General features: G+C 69.2%; 14 protein-coding genes, 1 tRNA gene and 1 pseudogene. 11 read left to right on the top strand and 5 right to left on the bottom strand.

Features of this window, described 5'->3' with window-relative positions; all coding sequences use genetic code 11:
• Positions 1-256: 256 nt before the first annotated feature.
• Both A4R44_RS05575 and A4R44_RS05570 read left to right on the top strand, forming a co-directional pair.
• Positions 257-2,542 (top strand): sodium-translocating pyrophosphatase, encoded by a 2,286-nt coding sequence (locus tag A4R44_RS05575; RefSeq protein WP_067576968.1) that lies wholly within the window; start codon positions 257-259, stop codon positions 2,540-2,542.
• A gap of 137 nt (positions 2,543-2,679) precedes the next feature.
• The gene (locus tag A4R44_RS05570; protein ID WP_067578041.1) at positions 2,680-3,267 is read left to right on the top strand and encodes a hypothetical protein; all 588 of its coding nucleotides are present in this window, start codon (positions 2,680-2,682) and stop codon (positions 3,265-3,267) included.
• Here the strand turns inward: A4R44_RS05570 and A4R44_RS05565 are convergent.
• Entirely contained in the window at positions 3,234-3,995 is a 762-nt protein-coding gene (locus tag A4R44_RS05565) for a nucleotidyltransferase domain-containing protein (protein WP_232791510.1), read from the bottom strand. The two genes, A4R44_RS05570 and A4R44_RS05565, sit on opposite strands and share 34 nt — an antisense overlap.
• Before the next feature lie 111 nt (positions 3,996-4,106).
• Between A4R44_RS05565 and A4R44_RS05560 the strand changes: the two genes are divergently transcribed.
• On the top strand, positions 4,107-4,808 hold the full coding sequence (locus tag A4R44_RS05560; RefSeq protein ID WP_067578039.1) for a hypothetical protein: 702 nt from the start codon (positions 4,107-4,109) through the stop codon (positions 4,806-4,808).
• Positions 4,809-4,860: 52 nt separating this feature from the next.
• Here the strand turns inward: A4R44_RS05560 and A4R44_RS05555 are convergent, their stop codons facing one another.
• The gene (locus A4R44_RS05555) at positions 4,861-5,676 is read right to left on the bottom strand and encodes a serine protease (RefSeq protein ID WP_067576964.1); all 816 of its coding nucleotides are present in this window, start codon (positions 5,674-5,676) and stop codon (positions 4,861-4,863) included.
• A gap of 306 nt (positions 5,677-5,982) precedes the next feature.
• Between A4R44_RS05555 and topA the strand changes: the two are divergent.
• From topA to A4R44_RS05525, 6 genes and pseudogenes are all read left to right on the top strand, one after another.
• Positions 5,983-8,884, top strand: a pseudogene (topA, locus tag A4R44_RS05550) (type I DNA topoisomerase).
• Positions 8,885-8,945: 61 nt separating this feature from the next.
• Positions 8,946-10,094, top strand: coding sequence for an MFS transporter (locus A4R44_RS05545; RefSeq protein WP_067576962.1), 1,149 nt, complete (start codon positions 8,946-8,948; stop codon positions 10,092-10,094).
• A 63-nt stretch (positions 10,095-10,157) separates the two neighbouring features.
• Complete coding sequence (locus A4R44_RS05540) at positions 10,158-11,009, top strand: ESX secretion-associated protein EspG (protein ID WP_067576960.1); 852 nt, start codon at positions 10,158-10,160, stop codon at positions 11,007-11,009.
• A 795-nt stretch (positions 11,010-11,804) separates the two neighbouring features.
• The gene (locus A4R44_RS05535) at positions 11,805-12,395 is read left to right on the top strand and encodes a hypothetical protein (RefSeq protein WP_202506954.1); all 591 of its coding nucleotides are present in this window, start codon (positions 11,805-11,807) and stop codon (positions 12,393-12,395) included.
• A gap of 148 nt (positions 12,396-12,543) precedes the next feature.
• Entirely contained in the window at positions 12,544-14,673 is a 2,130-nt protein-coding gene (locus A4R44_RS05530; protein ID WP_067576956.1) for a dTMP kinase, read from the top strand.
• Positions 14,670-15,869 (top strand): DNA polymerase III subunit delta', encoded by a 1,200-nt coding sequence (locus A4R44_RS05525; RefSeq protein WP_067576954.1) that lies wholly within the window; start codon positions 14,670-14,672, stop codon positions 15,867-15,869. The genes A4R44_RS05530 and A4R44_RS05525 overlap by 4 nt, the downstream gene beginning before the upstream one ends.
• Positions 15,870-15,928: 59 nt before the next feature.
• On the opposite strand, the gene A4R44_RS05520 is transcribed toward A4R44_RS05525, so the two are convergent.
• Positions 15,929-17,617: a hypothetical protein gene (locus tag A4R44_RS05520; protein WP_067576952.1), complete on the bottom strand. Its 1,689-nt coding sequence runs from the start codon at positions 17,615-17,617 to the stop codon at positions 15,929-15,931.
• A 127-nt stretch (positions 17,618-17,744) separates the two neighbouring features.
• On the opposite strand from A4R44_RS05520, the gene A4R44_RS05515 reads away from it, so the two are divergent.
• Positions 17,745-17,818 (top strand) — tRNA-Thr (locus tag A4R44_RS05515).
• Positions 17,819-17,896: 78 nt separating this feature from the next.
• On the opposite strand, the gene A4R44_RS50020 is transcribed toward A4R44_RS05515, so the two are convergent.
• The gene (locus A4R44_RS50020) at positions 17,897-18,172 is read right to left on the bottom strand and encodes a hypothetical protein (RefSeq protein ID WP_067576950.1); all 276 of its coding nucleotides are present in this window, start codon (positions 18,170-18,172) and stop codon (positions 17,897-17,899) included.
• A gap of 275 nt (positions 18,173-18,447) precedes the next feature.
• Entirely contained in the window at positions 18,448-19,038 is a 591-nt protein-coding gene (locus A4R44_RS05505; protein ID WP_093572548.1) for a TetR/AcrR family transcriptional regulator, read from the bottom strand.
• Between the two features lie 87 nt (positions 19,039-19,125).
• Between A4R44_RS05505 and A4R44_RS05500 the strand changes: the two genes are divergently transcribed.
• Entirely contained in the window at positions 19,126-19,827 is a 702-nt protein-coding gene (locus A4R44_RS05500; protein WP_067576948.1) for an SDR family oxidoreductase, read from the top strand.

Genomic DNA, 19,827 nt, shown 5'->3' with positions numbered 1-19,827 from the left:
GCACCGACAAAACCTGGCCGAGATCGATCCAGTGACCAATCACACAAGGTCACCGAACGTACTGTCGCCGGGACGCATTGCGGACGCGCAGATCACTACCAATACACTCCCTCGATCCACACCCACTGTGGCGAGCGTCATGCGAGACGTGCATTGCTTGCACGGCTAGCGTGTCCTTCGGCACAGATCCACGCCAGTGCAGGCGCGCCGGGTACGACGGGCCCGCGCTGGCCAAACGGCGTTCCCAGGAGGACGAATGTCCCGGCAGTTCCTCGCGGAGGGCGGTATCACGCTCTCCGGGGGTGGCTACACCATCGTCGGTGTGGTCGCCGTGGTCGCCCTTGTCGCACTGGCCATCGGTTACGTGCTGCTCAAGGAGGTGCTGGCCGCGGGCCAGGGCACCGCCAAGATGCAGGACATCGCGAAGGCAGTGCAAGAAGGTGCGGCCGCATACCTGAAGCGGCAGCGCAACACCCTCGGCATCTTCGGCGTGATCGTGTTCCTGCTCCTGTTCGCGCTCCCCGCGGACGACTGGAACGAGAGGATCGGCCGGTCGATCTTCTTCCTTATCGGGGCGGCGTTCTCGTTCGCCATCGGCTACCTCGGCATGTGGCTGGCCACGCAGGCGAACCTGCGCGTGGCCGCCGCGTCGCGCGAGGAGGGCGGCCGTGAGAAGGCGATGCGCGTGGCGTTCCGCACCGGCGGCGTGGTCGGCATGATCACCGTCGGGCTCGGCCTTCTGGGCGCGGCGATCGTGGTGCTCGTCTACACCGGTCAGGCGCCGAAGGTGTTGGAGGGCTTCGGTTTCGGCGCGGCTCTGATCGCCATGTTCATGCGTGTCGGCGGCGGCATCTTCACCAAGGCCGCCGACGTCGGCGCTGACCTGGTCGGCAAGGTTGAGCAGGGTATCCCTGAGGACGACCCGCGCAACGCCGCGACGATCGCCGACAACGTCGGCGACAACGTGGGCGACTGCGCCGGCATGGCCGCGGACCTCTTCGAGTCCTACGCGGTGATGCTCGTCGCCGCGCTGATTCTCGGCAGCTCCGCGTTCGGTGCGTCCGGCCTGATCTTCCCGCTGATCGTGCCCGCCATCGGCGTGATCACCGCGGTGATCGGCGTCTACATCACGAAGGCGCGCGCGGGTGAGGGCGGCCTGGTCACGATCAACCGCTCGTTCTACATCTCCGCGGTTATTTCCGCGGTGCTGTCGGCGATCGCCGCGTTCGTGTACCTGCCGAACAGCTTCGCTGAATTCGGCGAGGGCTACGCGCACAACACCGGTAACCCGGCGGTGATCGCGACGGTCGCGGTGATCATCGGCATCGTGCTCGCCGCACTGATCCTGCGCATCACCGGCTACTACACCGGCACCGAGCACAAGCCGGTGCAGGACGTCGGCAAGACATCGGAAACCGGTGCGGCGACGGTAATCCTGTCCGGCATCTCGGTCGGCTTCGAGTCCGCCGTGTACACCGCGCTGGTGATCGCCGCGGCCGTGTTCGGCGCTTACCTGCTCGGCGGCGGCGTCGCGCTGTTCGCGGTGGCGCTGGCCGGCACCGGCCTGCTGACCACCGTCGGCGTCATCGTCGCGATGGACACCTTCGGCCCGGTCTCGGACAACGCGCAGGGCATCGCCGAGATGTCCGGCGACGTCGACGAGAAGGCCGCGCAGATCCTCACCGAACTGGACGCGGTCGGCAACACCACCAAGGCCATCACCAAGGGCATCGCGATCGCTACCGCGGTGCTGGCGGCGACTGCGCTGTTCGGGTCCTATTCGGACGCGATCGCGAAGACCGTCGCCGAACGCGGCGAGGGCGCGGTCACTGCGGTGAACTCGTTCGTCAACCAGGTGGTCAGCCCGAACACGCTGGTCGGCGTGATCGTCGGCGCGGCGGTTGTGTTCCTCTTCTCCGGTCTCGCGGTCAACGCGGTTTCGCGTGCCGCCGGCGCGGTGGTGTACGAGGTGCGCCGCCAGTTCCGCGACATCCCCGGGATCATGGAGGGCACTACGCGGCCCGAGTACGGCCGGGTCGTCGACATCGTCACCCGCGATTCGCTGCGGGAGCTGGCGACGCCGGGTCTGCTGGCCGTTTTCGCGCCGATCGCGGTCGGGTTCGGTCTCGGCACCGGTGCGCTCGCCGGGTACCTGGCGGGTGCGATCGCGACCGGCACGCTGATGGCGATCTTCCTCGCCAACTCCGGTGGTGCCTGGGACAACGCGAAGAAGCTCGTCGAGGACGGCAACCACGGCGGCAAGGGTTCCGACGCGCACGAGGCGACGATCATCGGCGACACCGTCGGCGACCCGTTCAAGGACACCGCCGGTCCCGCGATCAACCCGCTGATCAAGGTCATGAACCTGGTCTCGGTGCTGATCGCGCCCGCGGTGGTCACGCTGACGCTCGGCGGCGGCGCGGACACCACGTGGCGGATCGTGATCGCGGTCGTCGCGGTCGCGGTGATCGTGGCGGCGATCGTCGTGTCCAAGCGGCGCGGCAGCGTCATGGCGGAGACTCCGGCGGAGGCGAAAGCCTGACGCGTTGCTCCATTCGGGCCCGGTACGCCTTGTGCGTGCCGGGCCCGTTCGCGTCCACGACCCGGGGCGAGTTGCGGTCTACTGGCGGGTCGGTACCGTGCGGAGGACACGGATTTCGATGGACAGGAGTGGTGCGGGTGCGGCCGCGGTGGACCGGTTTAGCCGCGCTGGCAACAGGAATCGGCCTTGGGCTCACGGGCTGCGGGCAACCGCCGCCGCCGAGCGAGCAGGTCGTGTCCGGCGGGCACGCGGAGGCGGCGGGCCCATCCGATCCGGCCGCGAAATGGGCCGACGGGTACTGCGGCGCGGTCACGCATCTGGTTCGTGCGCTGGCGAATCTGCCCTCGATCGATCCGAGTTCGTCAGCGCAGGCCGCTCGCACGTCGAGCGATCTGCTGGCGTCGGTCGCCACCGGCATCGACCGGACCGTGTCCGGGCTGCACCAGGTCGGCCCAGCGCCGCTGCCCGGTGGCGAACCGGCGCGCACGGCTTTGCTCGACCAGTTCGCTTCGGTGCGGCACCAGACTGACCAGGTGCGCGGCAAACTCGACGCGGCCGAGGGTCCCGAAGCGGTGAAAGCGGCGCTGGACGACGCCAAATCGGCTATCGACCAGATTTCCCGGCTCGACGTCCTCAAGGGCCTGGAAGCGACGCCAGCCCTGTCCGCGGCGGGCAAGCGCGCGGCGGGCTGTCAGGAACTGGTGGTCCCGCCCGCGCCACGCTGATCGAGTGCCCGCCGAAGGGCGACCGCGCGCTCCGCATCATGGTGGGCGACGGCGGCGAGGTAGTGCTGAAGCAGCGCCTGCCGAGACCGTTCGAGTTCGGTCAAGCTGACCGACGCCGCCCGGCCGTCTCGCAGCGTCGCCAGCACTGGTTCGGGCAGTCGGTCGACTTCGCGCCCGTGCCCAGGATTCAAGCCGTGCCGCAGGCATTCCAGGGCGATGATCTGGTCGCGAAGGTCGTCGAGCATCAGGAGGGCCTGCCAGGTCCGGCCGCGGGCGATGGCCGAGCGGGCGTGCACCGCGTACAGCCAGGCCATGCCGATCACCTGCGCGCTGTCCGGTTCCGCGGCGCTGGCCGGCTCGTTGGCCTGGCCGAACACGAGCTGAAAGCCGTCCTCGGTGGCCCGGAACAGATCGTGGGGCCAGAACGACAAGTCGACCTGGAGCGAGGAGCCGAGGAGGAAGACCCGATAGCGAACTCCCTCGCGCGAGGTCACGTCGAGGGTGTCGGCGACGCCGAACTTCTCGTCGAGCGACCGAGTCCAGCGTGCGACGATTGCGGACTCGTCCGCGTCCTCCGCGAGCTGAAGCACGAGATCGATGTCTGACCAGCGGTCCTCGGCACCGCGAGCGGCCGATCCGACCAGAGCGGCACCTGTGATGTCCACGTCCTGGCGGGCCGCGGCGATCAGCTCGGCACGCACCCGGACGCGTTCGGCGACTTCGAACAACTGGGCTCCCAGGGTCGGTACCGGTATTATTATACCGACAACGCTGAGTGCGCGGGAAAAACCTCGGCGTGACGCTCGCCTTCAATCGAACTTGTGTTCTATCATCGCGGCGTGGATCGGACGATCTCGCTGTTCTCGGCGGAGGCGACCGGCCCGGGCCTGCCCGACCTGGCCGGGCTGTTGTGCTGCCAGGGGCAGATCACCGGGTTCGGCCGCACGGCGGCGCGGCTGTCGGTGCTGGTCGAGGAGTCGTGGCGGGCTCGGGCGCTGGCGCGCGAATGCCGCAGCCGGGGCGCGGACGCGCAGGTCGCGGCGGCCGAATGCGGCAGTCCGCAGGTGCGCACGTCGTTCCGGGTCGATCTGCTCGGGCTCGCCGAACAGTGGCTGCGGCCGGGACACACCGGTCCGGCGGAGGACGATTCGGGCAAGGCGGTGCCGGGCGGCTTCCGGCTGAGCGGCGCGATGCTGCGGATGTGGGCGCTCGCGGCGGGCCGTCCCGAACCGGGCGGCTACCTGCTGGGCGTCGATCCGCTGGCCCCAGGAATGCATGAGGAACTGCTGGCTGTGCTCGCGTCGCTGGGCGTCCAGGCCCGGCTGCTCGGGCCGAAGGCGGAGCAGCCCGCGGTGCGTGTCAGCGGACGGCGGAAGCTGGCCGGTCTGCTGGAGCTGATCGGCGAACCTCCGGCCGGGGCGGAGGCGGCGTGGCCGGAGTTGCCGCCGGCCGGGGAGCGCCGCGAACGGACGCCGGGAGAGCCGCGCCGAGGCGCTCCGGCGGAGAGCCCCGCACAGTATTTACTGGAGGCTGTGGGGTAGCCGCGCAGAAAAAGTCCCCCACCGCCAAGCGATGGGGGACCGATGAAGTGTCCTACGGTTTCGGCAGGGTGCAGCCCTGCTGGTTGAGGTCGATCTCGTTGGCCGGGGTCAGGCAGGCCGGGATTCCGTAGGTCTCTTCGCCGTACTTGTAGTTCGGCCGCACGGTCACGTTGCCTGCTTCGTCGACCTCGCACGGGTTGTTCAGCGTGCAGCGCTGGCCGTCGTCGTTGGACGTGTTGTTCACGCCGATGACCTTGCCGGTGTTGCGGTCGACGACCGGCGAACCGGACGTGCCGCCGATGGTCGCGCAGCCCGGCACGTAGCGGATCGAGTCCTTCCAGACCCAGTTGTTCTCGTGCAGTTCGTGCACGAAACCGTCGATCGAGCAGGAGTAGATCTGCTTCCAGTACCCGGACACCACGTCGATCGGCGTGCCTGCCTGCGGATGGGTGTTGACCAGTTCGAGCGGCGGCACGTTGTACTTCTGCTCGATGTCGGCGTAGGTGTCGCTCAGCTGGTACAGCGAGATGTCGGTGTCGGTCATCGTCGCGTAGACGACCTTGGTCGCGGTCACGGTGCCCACCGAGCTCTGCCCGTCCGGCGACAGCAGGTCGAACGAACGGTTCGAGGACTGCCCGACGATCACCTGCCCCGGATCGGGCATGCCATCTTCGAGACAGTGCCCGTTCGACAGCACCATCGCGGGCGCGTCCATCGGCGTGGCGGCCGGTTTCACGACCGAACCAGAGCAGTTGGACAGCGCCACGGCACCGGTGAACGTGGTGGTCGCCGCGCTTGCTTCGGGGGCGGTGACCAGCGCGAATGTCGCCGTGACGGCGATCGCGGCGCCAACCAGTCGGCGGATCATGGTGGGTTCCTTTCGGCTGGGGGGAGGAATAAGTGAACCGTCGACGTCCTGGGACCCGCCACCGTCTAACGGAGGGTATCGGTGCTATGACCGGTTACCCTGCACGGCACGTGTCCGACATCACGTGCTAGGTGTGGAGGAGAAACATCGTCGAGGTCAGCGGCGATCCGACGGGCAAGGCCCCGGCGGCTCGTCAGGGCACCTCGGCGCTGCGCGGACACCGGGGACGTGCACACTGACAGGTCGAGACGCGGGCGCAGTACCCCTCTGGTGCAGGGGTGAGAGCGCCGCTGCGGCGGCGCGGAGATGAGTGGAGAGCAGGGCAGCGTGGCAGGAACACGGACCAAGAAGAGCGGTACCGGGGGCAACGGTGCCGATCGACGGCGGCTGGTGATCGTCGAGTCGCCAACCAAGGCCCGCAAGATCGCCCCCTATCTCGGCGGCAACTACGTCGTCGAGTCCTCCGTCGGGCACATCCGGGACCTGCCCCGCGGCGCCGCCGACGTCCCCGCGCAGTACAAGGGCGAATCGTGGGCCCGGCTCGGCGTCGACATCGACAACGACTTCAAGCCGCTCTACATCGTCACCCCGGACAAGAAGTCCAAGGTCACCGAGCTGAAGGGGCTGCTGAAGGACGTCGACGAGCTCTACCTCGCGACGGACCCCGACCGCGAGGGCGAGGCCATCGCCTGGCATCTGCTGGAGACCTTGAAGCCCAAGGTCCCGGTGCGCCGGATGGTCTTCCACGAGGTCACCGAGCAGGCCATCCAGGCCGCCGCCGCGGCCACCCGCGAGCTGGACGCCGACCTCGTCGACGCGCAGGAAACCCGCCGCATCCTCGACCGGCTTTACGGCTACGAGGTCTCGCCGGTGCTGTGGAAGAAGGTCATGCCGAAGCTTTCGGCGGGCCGCGTGCAGTCCGTGGCGACGCGGATCGTCGTGGAGCGCGAGCGTGAGCGGATGCGCTTCACCTCGGCGTCGTACTGGGACATCTCGGCGACCATGGACGCCGGCGAGGACGCTTCGCCGCGTACGTTCCCGTCGCGGCTGGTCGCGGTCGACGGTGCGCGCCTCGCGACCGGTCGTGACTTCGACTCGAACGGTCAGCTCAAGGGCAACACGGCGGACATCCGCGTGCTTGGCGAGTCCGACGCCCGGGCGCTGGCCCAGGGGCTGCAGGACCGCGACTTCAAGGTCGCGAGCGTCGAAGAGAAGCCGTACACGCGCAAGCCGTACGCGCCGTTCATGACCTCGACGCTGCAGCAGGAGGCGGGCCGCAAGCTGCGCTTCACCTCCGAGCGCACGATGCGGGTCGCGCAGAAGCTGTACGAGAACGGTTACATCACCTATATGCGTACCGACTCCACGACGCTGTCGGAGTCGGCGATCACGGCCGCGCGAAACCAGGCAACGCAGCTGTACGGCAAGGAGTACGTCTCGCCGTCGCCGCGCCAGTACACGCGCAAGGTGAAGAACGCGCAGGAAGCGCACGAGGCGATCCGTCCCTCGGGTGAGGTCTTCCGTACGCCGGGCCAGGTCGCGAAAGAGCTGGACACCGACGAGTTCCGGCTCTACGAGATGATCTGGCAGCGCACCATCGCGTCGCAGATGGCGGACGCGAAGGGCACCACGATGTCGGTGCGCATCATCGGCACCGCCACGACCGGCGAGGAGTGCACCTTCGCCGCTTCGGGTCGCACGATCACCTTCGCCGGCTTCTTGAAGGCGTACGTCGAGGCAGTCGACTCCGAGGCCGGTGGCGAGGCCGATGACAAGCAGAGCCGGCTTCCGGTGCTGGTCAAGGACCAGGGTCTGACCGCGCCCGAGCTGTCCGCAGACGGCCACTCCACGTCGCCGCCCGCGCGCTACTCCGAGCCGAGCCTGGTCAGCAAGCTGGAAGAGCTGGGCATTGGCCGCCCGTCGACGTACGCGTCGATCATCAAGACCATCCAGGACCGCGGCTACGTCTGGAAGAAGGGCTCCGCCCTGGTTCCGTCGTGGGTCGCGTTCGCGGTGATCGGCTTGCTGGAGCGGCACTTCGAACGGCTGGTGGACTACAACTTCACCGCCGGGCTCGAAGACGAGCTGGACCGCATCGCCAGCGGCGACGAGCATCGCGTCGAATGGCTGTCGAAGTTCTACTTCGGCGGCGACTTCGGCGTCGAGGGTTCGGTCGGCCGTCTCGGCGGGNCTCGGCGGGCTGAAGAAGCTCGTCGACGGCAGTGTCGAGGGCATCGACGCGCGCGAGATCAACTCGATCCCGATGTTCAGCGACGCCGAAGGGCACCAGGTCGTGGTGCGCGTCGGCCGCTACGGGCCGTATCTGGAGCGTGAGGTCAACGGCGAGTCGCAGCGCGCGAACCTGCCCGAGGACCTGCCGCCGGACGAGCTGTCGCCGGAGATTGCGGAGAAGCTCTTCGCGACGCCGCAGGAGGGCCGCGTGCTGGGCACCGACCCGGTCAGCGGACACGAGATCGTGGCGAAGGAAGGCCGCTTCGGCCCGTACGTCACCGAGCTGCTGCCTGAGCCGGAGCTGCCCGAGGACGCCACCGCGGCGCAGAAGAAGGCCGCGAAGGCGAAGCTGCCGAAGCCGCGTACAGGCTCGCTGTTCAAGTCGATGTCGATCGAGACGATCACGCTCGACGACGCGCTGAAGCTGCTTTCGCTGCCGCGCGTCGTGGGTAAGGACCCGGAGTCGGGCGACGAGATCACCGCGCAGAACGGGCGCTACGGGCCGTACCTGAAGAAGGGCACGGACTCGCGGTCGATTCAGACCGAGGATCAGCTGTTCTCGATCACGCTGGAAGAAGCGCTGAAGATCTATTCGGAGCCGAAGCAGCGCGGCCGGTCGGCCACCGCGCGTCCGCCGCTGAAGGAACTCGGCGACGACCCGGTGTCGGGCAAGCCGATGGTGGTCAAGGATGGCCGCTTCGGCCCGTACGTGACCGACGGCGAGTACAACGCGACGCTGCGAAAGTCCGACAGCATCGAGGAACTCACCGCGGAGCGCGCCGCTGAGCTGCTGGCGGAGAAGCGCGCGAAGGGTCCGGCGCCGAAAAAGCGGACGACGCGCAAGGCACCGGCGAAGTCCACCGCGACCAAGTCGACCACGACGAAGTCGACCACGACGAAGTCCGCGGCGGCGAAGTCGACCACGGCGAAGAAGGCACCGGCTAAGCGAAGCAGTACCGCGACGAAGTCGAAGTAACGAGGATCCGAAGGGCCACCTGGAGAACTCCGGGTGGCCCTTTCTCGGATCAGGGGGATGGATGGGGGAGACGCAGCGCGCTCGTGCCGCGGTTTCCGTGGTTTTCGCGGTTTGTGGTGCGGCATTCGCTTCATGGGCGGCTCGAGTGCCTGCGGTGCAAGCGAAACTCGGCCTCAGCACCGGAGAACTCGGGATCGGGGTGTTCGGGCTGGCCGCCGGTTCGGTGGTCGCCTTGCTGGCCGCGGGGCCGTTGATCACGAAGATCGGCAGCAGGCGCGGGGTTCTTTGCGGAGCCGCGGTGTTGTGCGGTGGATTGCCGCTCGTCGCCTTCGCGCCGGACCTGCCGTTGTTCGTTGCCGCGCTCGTGGTGCTCGGAGTGGGCAACAGCCTGCTGGACGTCTCGATGAACGCGCACGCCGCGCGCGTCGAAGAGGCGTACGGGCGGCCGATTTTCGCTGGGTTCCACGCCTTCTGGAACATCGGCGGATTGGCGGGATCGGGTGCCGCGGCGCTGATGGAGGTCTGGCGGGTGCCGATCGAAGCGCACTTCGCCGGTGCTGGCGTGGTGCTGCTGGTGCTCGGGATTTTCGCCGCTTCGCAGTTCTTGCCGGGTGCCGATCGCGGACAGGGTGAGGCGGCGTTCGCCTTGCCCAGCAAGGCATTGATCCCGCTGGGCGTGATCGCGTTCTGCGGTTTCGTCGCGGAAGGCACGGTGAACGACTGGAGCGCGGTCTACCTCCGGGAGGTCACTACGGCGAGCACGGCCGTCGCGTCGCTGGGCTACTTCGCGTTCTCGATCACGATGATCGGGGTGCGCACGGTGGCCGACCGGGTCGTCGAGCGCGTCGGCGCGGTGCTGTTCCTGCGGGTCGCGACCGCGGTGACGGTCGCCGGATTCCTGCTGGTGGTCGCGGTGCCGGTGCCGATGGTCGCGGTGATCGGGTTCGCGGTGGTCGGACTCGGCGTGTCCGGGATCGTGCCGCTCGCGTGGAGCGCGGCCGGACGCAAGCAACCGGAGGCGCCGGGGCGCGCGATCGCGGCCGTCGCGGCGTGCGGATACCTCGGGTTTCTCGCCGGTCCGGTGCTGGTCAGCGGCCTGAGCGGCGGAATCGGCCTGCACTGGACGCTCGCCGTGGTCGGCGCTCTTGTGGTGACGGTCGGCTTCCTCGCGCCCACGATGCGTGTCGGCGACCCGGTGTCGCGGCGCTGACCGACCGCTCGGCGCACGGATGGGTCGACTCGAACAAAAGTTCGAGAAATTGTCGGTACCAGGGTGTTCAATGACGGGGTGAGCAGTTCAGCACCCGTCGTCTTCGACGTCATCGACGAGGTCATCGGACCGCTGCGGGCCGAGATGCCGCAGCGGCCTTCGGTGATGGAGTTCTACGACCCGCATTTCCAGGTGCCGCCCGTGCTGGCCGAGGAGGAGCCCGCCGGAGCGGCTTCGGGACTGAGCTTGGCAGAGGAGGTCCGGCAGTCGTTCGGGCCGATGCTCGGCGCCGGGCTGGCCGAGGAGGTGGAGCAGTACACGCGATTCGTCGCCGGGATGACCGCGCTCGGGCTCGCCGCTGAGGGAGAGGTGACCGCCGAAGCGGTCGAGCTGTACCGAGTGCTGCGCGGCGGGTTCATCCGAGGAGTGGTCACCGGGGTGTTCCCGGCGAGCGAGGAGCCGTGGGAGGTGCGGTTCTTCGGAGACGAGGACTTCACCACGGTGATGAGCAAACTGGGCCGCCGGGCGCGGCTGCGGTCCGGGATGCTGAGCGCGCTGCCCGGATGGGTGTTCGACGGCCTGCCGGACCGCCCGCCCGGCCCTGGCCCCGCAGTGCGCATAGAGACCGACGACAGCGGCCTGATCCCGCGGGCGGCGTGGGGAGACCTGGACGTCATCCGGCAAGCGGTGGCCCGGCCCCGGCAGGGAACGGTGCTGGTGGACCTGGCAGTACGGGACGCGGTGCTGGCGGAGTACCCGCACGGAGCGTTCGGGCTGGTGGACAACGATCAGGGGAGGTACCAGTTCCGGGCCGCGCCACGAGGCGGAGGCGGCGGATGGGTGGTGACGTGGTCTCCGGCTACCCGGGGGACCGCGGAGGCGTGGATCGTGGAGGCGGTGCGCGGTCATGCTTGACCGGAGGTGCTGGCGGCCGGACTGGATCTGGTCGGTCGAGTCCGGGGTGTCGGACCGAGCGCGGGACAGTCCAGCTGGAGTCTGGGACGTTCCTGGCTGAGCGCGGGGCGGCCCGGCCGAGCGTGGGACAGTCCGGCTGTGCCGCGCTGGTCCGGGCTGTGCCGCGCTGGGCCGGGTTGTGCTGGCTGGGCCGGGTTGTGCCGGGCTGTGTTCCGGCTGCGGCTGGTTGTGCCGGGCTGTGTGCTGGCTGGGGCTGGTTGTGCCGGGTTGTGCTCCGGCTGCGTTCCGGCTGGGGCGGGCTGTGCCAGGCCGCACTCCGGCTGCGGCTGGCTGGGGCGAGCCTGGCTCAGTCGCGCTCAGTGCCTCTCCGGCGGACCCGGTCGGTTCGTCCACGCCGCAACCGGTCCGCCAACCGGCTGACCCGCCAGCTCGATCGATCTGTCAGCCGGGCCAGCCGGGACAGCCCGGGCCGGTCTGTCGGTCCCGCCCGCCCGTCGGCCGAAGTCAGCCCTGCCGACCTGTCGGTCCTGTGCGCTCATCAGCCAAGCCCGGTCACCCCAGCTCCTGCAGCCAGCCAATCCTGCCCCTGAAGTCCAACCCCGCCCCCTCGGCCCGGCCCAGGGTTCCCCGTGCCAAAACCCCTCCGCCCGGCCGTCTGCCGGCGGTCACTGGTCCGGGTGGCGCGCCTTCCCCCGGGCGCGGGCAGTAGTGGTTCTGCGGCCATTGGGTGGATGCGGGGACCGGTACTCTCGCCGACACTGGACTCGCCGGACATTCCGTAGTGAGGTGGTCACCATGAGCACGAGCGACGGGACTCCGTTTTTTCCCGCCTCCGGGCCGGACCGGGACGGGACGTTGGCCGGCGAGGTCGGCGAGGTCGGGGGCGAGCGGTTCTCCGATCCGTTGTCCGGGTTCGAGATGGCGTCCGGCCGCGCGCCCCGGCCGTTGCCGACCGCCAAGCCGGTTCAGCATGATCCCGAAGAGGTCAAGCGGATGGTCGAGGCCGCGCTGAAAGAGGAAGCCAAGAAGAAGGAAGTCGTCAAGACGCCGAATCCGGTTCCGCCGTCCGACCGGCCGGATCTGGTTCCGCTCGGGTTGCTGCCGCGGCAGCGGACGTGGCCGACCAAGGCTCCGCAGTTGCTGAAGAAGGTGCCCCGGCCGCGGCCGAAGCGGGTCACCGAGATCGCTGACGACGACATCGAGGAGGAGCTCGCCGAACGGCAGAGCCGGCGTGGGCTGCCCTCGATCAGCATGCCCAGCTTCGGGCGTCCCTCCAGCAGCACGGCGGGCGTGGTGCTCGCTGTGGTGTTGCTCATCGTGTTCGGAATTGTCGCGATCGAGCTCATCGCTAGCCTGGTGAGCAGTGTGAAGGGGCTGTTCGGCTGACGCCCGCTGACCTCGTATATCACGGGGCGTGCCCTCCTCCCGTCCGCGGCGGGACTACCCTGGCGGCTACACGGTCGGGGGATCCGCAGGGGTCGCCTGACTCCGCCGTGACAAGTGGGGTGGGCGTATCAGCGAGGGCGTACGGTCGGTGCCCGGCACCGGCCCGGGCGGATCGGGCGGGACGTCCACGATTCACCGGGCCCGCCGAGTGCTGGCGATCAAGCCGTTCCGTCGGCTGTGGGGCGTCACGTATCTGTGCAGTGTCGCCGACTGGCTGAACCTGCTGAACCTCACCAGCCTGAGCACCAAACTCCTCGACAACTACTCCGCGCAGAACTACGCGTTCGTCGGCGTCGTCGTCACCGCGCTGCTGCCCGGCCTGCTGTTCGCGCCGGTCGGCGGCCTGCTCGCGGACCGGTTCGACCGGCGCAAGATCATGGTCATCTGCGACCTGCTGCGCTGCGGGTTCCTGCTCTCGATCGCCATCATCGGGGCACCGTGGTGGCTGTTCGTGGCGAACTTCCTGGTCGGCTGCTGTTCGATCATGTGGATCCCGTCCAAGGACGCGGCGGTGCCGAACCTGCTGCGCCGCCCCGAGCAGGTCGAGACCGCCAACCAGCTGGGCATGGTGATGACCTACGGCCTCGCCGTCATCACCGCCGCCGGGGCGAACGCGCTGATCCAGGGCGCGAACTCCACGTTCCAGCTCTTCCAGGGCCCCGGGGTCGACCTCTACATCGCCAAGGTCGTCGTCGTCATCACCGGCCTGCTGTACCTGATCAGCGGCATTCTCGTCGCCACCCGCATCCCCGAACTGTCCCTGCGCGACGTTCACTCGCTGCCGCAGCAGAAAGTCAAGCGGGCTGACGAGGAGAAGTTCGGCTTCGGCGCGATGATGCGCGACGGGCTGAAGTTCGTCCGCAGCACGCCGATCGTCCGCGGCCTGCTGATCGGTGCCTTCGGCGCGTTCGCGGCCGGTGGCGCGGTCATCGGCGCGGCCAAGCCGTACTCGTCGTCGCTGCTCGGTGGAGACGCGGCGTTCAACCTGCTGATGCTGGCCGTGTTCATCGGCCTCGCTCTCGGGATGGCGCTGGCCCCGAAGCTCGCGCACCGGCTCCCGCACGACCGGCTGTTCGGCATCTCGATCGTCCTCGCCGGGCTCGCGCTCGGCGTCGTCGCGTTGTCGCCGCACCTGGCGATCTCGGTCGGCGCGGTCGCCTTCGTCGGCATCTGCGCCGGCACCGCCTTCCTCACCGGCGTCACGATCATCGGCTCCCGGGTCGAGGACGCGATCCGCGGCCGGATCAACGCGATCTACCAGGCGATGCTCAAGATCGTGCTGTTCGGCGCGACGGTGGTCACGCCGGTGTTGATCGGCCTGGTCCGGCAGCGCAACGTCACCCTGTTCGGCACGCCGATCATCGTCGACGGCACGCGCCCGGTCATCCTCGGCGGCGGCCTGCTCGCCGTGCTGCTCGGCATCATCGCCTACCGGCAGATGGACGAGCGGCGCACCGAGAAGATCTTCAGCGATCTGCGCAACGCGCTGCGCCGCAACCCGCGCCGCGTCAACGGCTTCCTGATCGCCGTCGAGGGCACCACCGCGGTCAACACCGCCGAGCAGGCCGCTCGCCTCGCGCGCTGGCTCGGCACCGGCACCCGGCCGGTCGTGCTCAGCGCCGACCCAGCGCTCGGCGAACAACGCTTCCGCACGCTTGTTTCGGACGCTGCCCTCACCGGGGTGCGGGCGCAGGCGCTCGTCGCCGCGGCCGTGCGCGCCGAGCTGGTGGAACGCCAGATCCAGCCCGCGCTCGACGGCGGGTCCGTCGTCGTCATGGAACGCTTTGTCGACTCCCCGCTCGCGTCGCTGTCCGCGGCGGGCGAGCTGGACCGCGCCGAGCTGGAAGGCCTGGTCGACTGGGCCACCGGACGGCTCCGCCCGGACCTCACCGTGCTTCTCGACTCCGCGCACCCGGATGACCCGCAGCCGTCGCTGAAGGACCAGCTGTGGGTGCAGAAGCTGCTCGCCGAGATGGCCGCCGCCGACCCGGACCGGTACGTGGTGGTCGACGCCGAGGCCTCCGACGACGAGGTGGCGGGCCGCGTCCGCAGCGCCGTCCAGTCGGTCTTCGCCGGGCTCGCCCCCGCGGAACCGCCGGAGGACGAGCCCGAGGACGCGGCTGGCGCGGACGTCGCAGAGGCGGCGGCCGCCGAAGCGGAACCGCCGGAGAACGGCGCGGACGCGCTGTCCGCAATGTCCAAAGTGGAGGATCGGTGACGACCCCGATCGGCGTCTGGACAGAGCTTGTCGGCCAGGAGCCTGCCGTGGAAACGCTGTCCACCGCGGCGGCCGCGGCAGCCAAGATCGTTGCTGGCGAAGCTGTCTCGCCAGCGGCGATGACCCACGCCTGGCTCCTGACTGGACCGCCGGGCTCCGGCCGTTCGGTCGCCGCGCGCGCGTTCGCCGCGGCCCTGCAGTGCAGCACCGGAACCGGTTGCGGCGCTTGCCCCGGCTGCCGGACGACGATGGCCGGCACCCACGCGGACGTGCGGCTGGTCGTCCCGGAAGGACTGTCCATTTCGGTCGCCGAGATGCGCGCGCTCGTGCAGGCCGCGGCGCGACGGCCGACGACCGGCGAGTGGCAGGTCGTGATCATCGAGGATGCCGACCGGCTCACCGAGGGCGCTTCGAACGCGCTGCTCAAGGCTGTGGAAGAGCCACCCGCCCGCACCGTCTTCCTGCTGTGCGCGCCGTCGGATCACCCGGAGGACGTCTCGGTCACCATCCGTTCGCGGTGCCGGCTGGTTCCGCTGCGCACTCCGCCCGCCGAGGCGATCGCGCAGGTGCTGATCTCCCGGGACGGCGTCGAGCCCGAGCGCGCCAACTGGGCCGCGGCGGTGTGCAACGGTCACGTCGGCCGCGCGCGTCGCCTCGCCACTGATGAAGCCGCTCGGCAGCGTCGCGCCACCGTGTTGCGGATTCCGCTCGGACTGCGCCGTCCGGACGACGTTTTCACCAGCGCTGACCAGTTGATCAGCGCGGCGGAAGCGGACGCGGGCGAGGAAAGCAAGGGCCGCGACGAGCAGGAACGCTCCGAGCTGCGCACCGCGATGGGCGGCGACGGCACCGGCAAGGGCGTCGCCGGAGCGAAACGTGCCGCTGAGGCCGCGGTGAAGCAGCTGGAGAAGCGCCAGAAGTCTCGCGCGACGCGGACCCAGCGCGACACGCTCGACCTCGCCTTGGTCGACTTGGCGGGCTTCTACCGCGACGTCCTGGTGACGACCACCCGTTCCGGTGCGACGCTGACGCATCCAGACCACTCCGAGCAGATCAACTCGGCTGCGGCTTCCTGGTCGCCGGAGTCGACGCTGCGCCGCTTGGAGGCGGTGCTGGAGTGTCGTGACGCGATCGGGTTGAACGTGAAGCCGCGGATCGCGGTGGAAGCGATGGTTACCACGCTGCGCCAAGGCTGACACTCACCAGAAAACGGCCCCCTCGCCAGCCAGCGAGAGAGCCGTTTCCCTGCCTAACGTCAGTCGCGCGGATGCGGCGACGGCTTGAACGGGGTGTCCGGACCGCCGGTCGGCCGGTTCAGCACCAGCGCGGGACGCCGCCGGTGCGGGAACGCCGCGACCAGCACGACGCCGAGCAGCAGCATCGCCGTACCCGTCCAGAACAGCGGCACCGTGTCGTACGCGCCGTTCGTGTAGGCCAGGTGCTTCACCGGACCAGCCGGCGCGGCACCACCCTGGGGCGGGGCAGGCGGAGTCGTCGTCGAACCGCATACGACGCCGCCGGTCGGGGCGTAGGAGCGGGCGACCTGCTCGCCAAGCGACAGCTGCGCCAGCGACGACGGCAGGTTGTCGCCAGCCTGCTTCGGCAGCAGCGACTTCAGCTTCTGCGTCGGCAGCACCTGGAGGTCGAGCAGCCGCGCGGCCGCGCCGATCTGGTAGCCCTTGAACGGCGTGGTCGCCTCGGACTGCTTCTGGTCGAGGTTCGCGATGCTCAGCCGCAGCACACCGAGGTCGAGCACCTTGTTAGTGGTGTCGCCGAGCTGCTGCAGGCCCTTCGTCGCGGTGGCGACGAGGCCGCCGACCACCGGCACGTTGTCCAGCGCGCCGAACTGGTCGCTCAGTGGCGAGAGCGGCAGGCCGATCGGGATGTCCTTGGTCGGGTGCGCCGCGTCGAGCGTGTACAGCGTCTTGCCGCCGGCCGCGATGGTGATCACCGGAGCCTGGTAGTCCACCTTGGACGTCTTCGCGTCGCCGGTGGAGGTGACGGTGAGCGTCGGCTGGCTGGCCACCTTGAGGTTCAGTTCGAGCGGGGTGCCCTTGAGGATGTTGATGTCCGCCGCCTGCAGCGTGGACTTCGACTGCACCGCCTTGTTCTTCGAACCGGGGATGTCGACGAGCTTGACCTGCGACCGCGACGACAGCGTGTTCGGCAGGCTCAGCAGCGAACCGGTGCCCGCGGTGGGCGTCTGGCCGCTGCCGGGAAGCAGGCCGCCGAGGCTCTGCAGGCCGCTCTTCGGGTCGAAACCCTGCGCGAGCTGGGTGTTGTCCGGCAGTTTCAGCCCGCCGTTGCCGAGCAGCGGGACCTGCGGCAGCGTCGGGATGACGTTCAGCAGCGACAGGCTCGCGACGGACGTGCTGGAGTCGGCGATCGTGTCCACGCACGGGCCGAGCGATTCGCTCCAGCGGGCGTGCGCGGTGCCGTTGAGCAGCCCGACGTTGAGCAGCGGGTTCGACGGCGCGTTCAGGCCTCCGCTGATCTCCTTCGGGTTGTCCGGCAGCGCGGTCTGCACGAGGCTGCCCGGCGTCTGCGGAGCCTGGCCCCCGACGGCCAGCCCGAACGGAGACGACTGCGCGATCGACTTCTCGTAGGCCAGGTAGGCCTCCGAGTTCGCCGACGCGCTGGACAGTCCCATCCCCGCTTCGAGCGCGGACTGCTTAGGCAGGGTCTGGCCGAAGCCCGGAAGGATCGTGCTCGTGGTGACCGAGTTCGGCAGCAACCGCAGGACGCCGAGCGCAGTACCCGCGTCGCCCACCGCGTGCCCGAGCGGCTGCGGCCCGATGGGCGCGGACGCGGGCGGCTGCGAGGGGTTGTTCGGCTGCGGGATCGGCGTCGTCGGAATCTCCTGCGCACCGGCCGGCGCGGCCAGAAGCAGCAGCAACGCGGCAGTTGCGGGTACCGCCAGCGCACGGGGCAGTCTTCGCTGCATGTGCCGGGTCCTCCAGTGGATCGCCGGGTCGGGGGGTGAGACCGAAGTCATAGGAGCCTAACGACGCGGCCCCCGCAAGGTGACGCACCACGCCTCCGCTACACTGGTGACCGTCGCACAGCGGCATGCCGCCTTAGCTCAGTCGGCCAGAGCGATTCACTCGTAATGAATAGGTCGGGGGTTCGATTCCCCCAGGCGGCTCCCAGGTCAGGCCCCCTCCGAAGCAGTTCGGAGGGGGCCTGAGTCGTTTCGGGGGCAGCCTGCTCGGCTTCCCTGAATTCACCCGTTAGGGGAGTCGCTCCGTTCAGCGAGCAACTCCAGGCCGCCGGGCCCGAGCCGGAGGACGGACGGGACCAGTTCCGTCGTCTCGTACGGTGAAGTAAGCATTTGCTCCCGTACGGTGTCCGCCATGCCGGAACCCGCCTTGGCAAGCGAGACCAGCACGTCCCCGCCCGAACTGCGGACCTCGAACTTCAGCCCGCGGACCAGGCAGCCGAATCCGACGTCGAGCGGTGCGCCCAGCTCCTCCCGCTGGTGCCGGGTGATGTGCTCCATCCCGATCTTGCCTCGGGAGTCCGCGACACCACCGCGAGCGCGACCGACAATTTGCCGGGCACGAGTGCGGTGCGGGAGTGCGTCGAGCAGTCCGGTGCGTGGTGAGGACGCGCTTCAGGGGACCGGCAGTATCTCCTCGGCGCTTTTCCGCGGCTCGGCCATGGCAGTGCGGGCTTCGGCGAAGGCGTGATCCCATTCACCGGGACCTGGCTGGGTGAAGCTGTAGCTGCACTGGGCTTTCCGGAAATTCTTGGCGATGAACTTCTGGTCGGCCGCTAGGCTTTCCTTGAAGGGTCTTCGCGCAGTCCGGCGAGGCTGAACGACAGTGTGCGCCGCCATGCGTCCGGGGTTGCCTCGACGGTCTCGCGAACGATCAGCGCGTTCGTGAAGATCAGCAGCATCAGATCGTCGGAGGTGACATCCGCGCGCAGCGTCCCGGACCGTTGCGCGCGTTCGAGCAGCCGGACCGATTTGGCGAGTTCGGCCGTGCACCGCGCGGTCAGTTCAGGCGCGTCCTGGAGTTGACGGCTGATCGCGTCCCGGAACGCGGGGTCGTCGGCTTGCTGTTCGCACAGCACCGTCACGTAGGTGACGAACGATTCCCACGGATCGTCGACCGCCTCCGCCTGGCGCATCGCCTCGTCCATCCGCGCGGCGACCAGTTCGGGCATCACCGCGTCGATCAGCGCTTCCCGCCCGCCGAAGCGGTTGTAGAGAGTTCCGGCGCTGACACCCGCTCGCTGCGCGATCTCCTCCAGCGGCACCGTCAAACCCTTCTCCCGGAAGGCTTCCGCCGCCGCGGTGAGGAGCCGTTCCTGGTTGCGGCGGGCGTCTCGGCGCAGCGTGGGCTTCCCCTCCGTTTTCACCGGGTCATCGTAGGTCCGGGCGAGGAAGTTGACAACAGCCTCAACTTGGCGTCAAAGTTGAGGCTGTCATCAACTTATGGAGGTTCCGTGTCCAAGACTCTCGTTCTCCTCGGTGCCGGCACCGGCCTTGGCCCCGCGATCGCCCGGCGCTTCGGCGGTGAGGGATTCCGCGTCGCGCTCGTCGCGCGCGATCGCGAACGGCTCGCCGCACTGGCCGGTCAACTGGGTGCGGAGGGCATCGAAGCCGCGGTGTTTCCGGCGGATCTAGCGCGCCCAGCGGAGATCCCGGCGTTGGTCGACGCGATTCGGAACCGCTTCGCGCGGATCGACGTGGTGTCGTACGCGCCCTTGGATCTGAACGGATTCACGCCCGCTGCCGAGCTGACGCCCGCGACCGCGCAGCAGCTCCTCGACCTGTATTTCCTCACCCCGATCGCCTTGGTTCAGGCCGTGTTGGGGGAGCTGCGCGACCGCGGCGAGGGCAGCATTTTGATCAGCCAGAGCGTCTCGGCCACCCAGCCAGCGCCCGTTCTCAGCGGCATCGGTCCGGCGATGGCCGCGACCCGCAACTACATCCAGAGCCTGGCGGCCGAAATCTCGCCCGACGGGGTGCACGCGGCGACGCTTCAAATCGGAGCCATGATCCGGGGCAGCGGCGTCCACGCCGCATTGCTGTCGGGTGCTATCGGACCCAATTCGGAGTTCCCGGAGATCGATCCGGCCGACATCGCGGAGACGCTGTGGGAGATGCACGCCAAGCGCGACACTTCCGATTTCCAGCTCCCCTGA

It is taken from the genome of Amycolatopsis sp. M39, from assembly GCF_001651785.1.
Classification (GTDB): Bacteria; Actinomycetota; Actinomycetes; order Mycobacteriales; family Pseudonocardiaceae; genus Amycolatopsis; species Amycolatopsis rubida.
The sequence above is the reverse complement of the archived record's forward strand: the minus strand, read 5'-3'. Positions and strand labels throughout refer to the sequence as shown.

Coding starts and splice junctions, on each gene's coding strand:
- A4R44_RS05520 (WP_067576952.1), bottom strand. CDS start 17,617: ATGCAGCGAAGACTGCCCCGTGCGCTGGCGGTACCCGCAACTGCCGCG.
- A4R44_RS05545 (WP_067576962.1), top strand. CDS start 8,946: ATGGGGGAGACGCAGCGCGCTCGTGCCGCGGTTTCCGTGGTTTTCGCG.
- A4R44_RS05575 (WP_067576968.1), top strand. CDS start 257: ATGTCCCGGCAGTTCCTCGCGGAGGGCGGTATCACGCTCTCCGGGGGT.
- A4R44_RS05535 (WP_202506954.1), top strand. CDS start 11,805: ATGAGCACGAGCGACGGGACTCCGTTTTTTCCCGCCTCCGGGCCGGAC.
- A4R44_RS50020 (WP_067576950.1), bottom strand. CDS start 18,172: ATGGAGCACATCACCCGGCACCAGCGGGAGGAGCTGGGCGCACCGCTC.
- A4R44_RS05555 (WP_067576964.1), bottom strand. CDS start 5,676: ATGATCCGCCGACTGGTTGGCGCCGCGATCGCCGTCACGGCGACATTC.